4 protein-coding genes are annotated in these 2405 nt (G+C 30.7%); all 4 read left to right on the top strand.

The features are described 5' to 3' along the window. Positions 1–27: 27 nt before the first annotated feature. The 4 genes from B5D15_RS15120 to B5D15_RS15105 all read left to right on the top strand — a co-directional run bounded on the left by B5D15_RS15120 (position 28) and on the right by B5D15_RS15105 (position 2135). Positions 28–351: a phage holin gene (locus tag B5D15_RS15120; RefSeq protein ID WP_078697922.1), complete on the top strand. Its 324-nt coding sequence runs from the start codon at positions 28–30 to the stop codon at positions 349–351. 107 nt (positions 352–458) lie between these two features. Then, positions 459–1127: a Rha family transcriptional regulator gene (locus B5D15_RS15115; protein ID WP_078697921.1), complete on the top strand. Its 669-nt coding sequence runs from the start codon at positions 459–461 to the stop codon at positions 1125–1127. Between the two features lie 244 nt (positions 1128–1371). Beyond that, a complete protein-coding gene (locus B5D15_RS15110) occupies positions 1372–1635 on the top strand; it encodes a hypothetical protein (RefSeq protein ID WP_078697920.1) in 264 nt (87 codons plus the stop codon). 2 nt (positions 1636–1637) lie between these two features. Beyond that, positions 1638–2135 carry a putative toxin-antitoxin system toxin component, PIN family gene (locus B5D15_RS15105; RefSeq protein ID WP_078697919.1) on the top strand — a complete coding sequence of 166 codons (498 nt, stop codon included), beginning with the start codon at positions 1638–1640 and terminating at the stop codon, positions 2133–2135. The last annotated feature ends 270 nt before the right edge of the window (positions 2136–2405 follow it).

The raw sequence follows: 2405 nt of genomic DNA, 5'->3' as shown, positions 1-2405 counted from the left end.
TAAAAATAATTTAAGGGAGGTTTTATTATGTTAAAAGATATATTAATGCAAGGCTTAACAATTCTTATTCAGTTAGTGGTGCTCTTTGTTATGGGAGCACTTTTTAATTACTTGGATAAAAAAATTGGGGATGAGAAGATAAAAAAATACTACGATTTAGCAAAAAAGGCAGTACAAGCCGCAGAGCAATATTTTGGTGCGGGTAAGGGTGTTGAAAAGAAGGCATGGGTAACAAGCTATTTAAAACAAAAATTTGGTGATAAATTATCCCCTGTAGACATTGATTTACTATTAGAGAGTGCAGTTCACGAGATGAATTTATTCTTAAAAGATAAAGGCTTAGAAAAATAGTTATAACGGACTTGCAGGATAACAACCTGCCCTCCTTAACAATAAAGGTGTGGTTTAGATGACCATGCCTTTTTTATTTTTTATAAAATGATTAAGGAGGAGTTTATATGTGTAATATAATAAATGATTTTTACGGAGTAACCGAAAGAAAGGGTATACCAGTTGTAAGTAGCAGGAAGGTAGCAGAAGTATTTGAGAAACAGCATGGTCATGTAATAAGAGATATAGAGAAAGTTTTAGCAGATTTATTAATTGGAGGACTATCCAATTTTGGAGAGTCCAATTTTATAAAGAGTAGTTATAAAAATTCTCAAAACAAAAGGCAACCAGAATATATAATGACCAAAGATGGATTTACACTTTTGGTTATGGGGTATTCGGGAGAGAAAGCAACAAGGTTTAAAGTAGCTTATATTGAAAGATTTAACCAAATGGAAAACTTTATAAAGTCCCTTGCAGAGGTTAAGGCAGACTTTCCAGAGTTTACTGATGCAGTTATGCAACTCTACGAAGAGCCGAAGCATTACCACTTTTCAAATGAAATAAATATGATAAATAGGATAGTCCTTGGCATGGATGCGAAAAAGTTTAAAGAAGTAAACGGATTAGGAGATGTACCATCAATAAGACCGTATTTATCTCCTAAACAGCTTGAGTATATAAAAATACTACAGAGGGTTGATATTGGTCTTTGTGTGGCAATAAAAGACTTTCAGCAACGAAAAAGCATCCTTCAAGACTACTTTAATAGAATAGTTTTAAAACAAATAGCATAACGATACCCCGGTGTAATGCCGGGGCTTTTTCTTATTTTTTGAATTTGGTTTTATTGTTATAAAACAAATTCATAGTCATATAATTTATTAAGAATGAATTATTGTAAAAAAGGGAATAATTTAGAGAAAAATTTAAAAAACTATGCTATTTTACGTATAAAAGTGAAATTTTAAGTTTGCCAATATCAATTTAGTTACATTTGGTTATATACAAATTGACGCTAAATAAGGGAGGGGTATAATTTTGAATAAGAAGAAGGTTATTAAACTTAAAAAATATAAAAAGGGGGAGGGTAAGAATATGGAGAACGCTGTAGTAGAAAAAAAAGGGCTTAGTATTACACGTTTTTTTATTAAAGCCTGTAAGACTACAGCAAATTTTCAGCAGAAGCATGAATTTAATATTTCGTTAGAATCTAAAAGTAATTATTCTGATAACTTTGGCTTTACTGATGATGAATTAGACGACATATTATCGACAAATAATTTTAATTTTAGCAAGAGGTAAATATGGAGTTAATATTGGATGCCTGTACTCTAATTAAAGGCATGATTCAAAAGAGTGGTCCTGAAAGGCAATTAGTGGACTATATACAAGCTGGAGATGCTAAGCTTGTTGTATCTCAAGAAGCAATAACAGAGTATATCTATGCTCCATATAAAATATTTGTTGAAGCAATTAGGAGTGGAAGAATTAAAGATTACAATCGGGAACTAAACAATGCATATTACATATCAAATCGATTGGCAAAAATATTAAATTATAACTCGAGATTAGTAAATGTATATTCTAAGGTTAATATAATAGAAGAAGATGAAGCTGATAATAAGTTTATAAATTTAGCAATAGATAGCAAAATATATATTTTAGTTTCTAATGATACACATATTACGGGAATTAAAGATAAACTGCTGGATTTGCATAATATCGAAGTTTTGTCACCGATGGATGCTGTTTTTGAGATAAGTAAACAAAAATTAAAAAAGAAATTTAGCATGAAACCCTGAGATTATATTATAAAGAGTTAAGGTTTCATGCTATTTTTTATTATATTCTTTCCTCTTCTACATCCCTTTCCTCAACAAATCCTCCCGGAGTTGTCCAGCGTGCCGGGAGTTTTTCTTTTTGTATTAAAATTTTAACAAAATATCTAAAATAAGTATTGACAGCATCTACTACAAGTAGTATAACATAATTGTAAGGAAGGAGGTGAAGAAATGAAGATGGAGCAAAAAATAAAAGAGTTCAAACAAGTGATTGCGGCACTTGTAGAACTC

Origin of the sequence: Caloramator quimbayensis, assembly GCF_900167605.1 — a bacterium.
Taxonomy (GTDB): Bacteria; Bacillota; Clostridia; order Clostridiales; family Caloramatoraceae; genus Caloramator_B; species Caloramator_B quimbayensis.
This window is presented reverse-complemented; position numbering and strand designations above follow the sequence as displayed.

Coding starts and splice junctions, on each gene's coding strand:
- B5D15_RS15120 (WP_078697922.1), top strand. CDS start 28: ATGTTAAAAGATATATTAATGCAAGGCTTAACAATTCTTATTCAGTTA.
- B5D15_RS15115 (WP_078697921.1), top strand. CDS start 459: ATGTGTAATATAATAAATGATTTTTACGGAGTAACCGAAAGAAAGGGT.
- B5D15_RS15105 (WP_078697919.1), top strand. CDS start 1,638: ATGGAGTTAATATTGGATGCCTGTACTCTAATTAAAGGCATGATTCAA.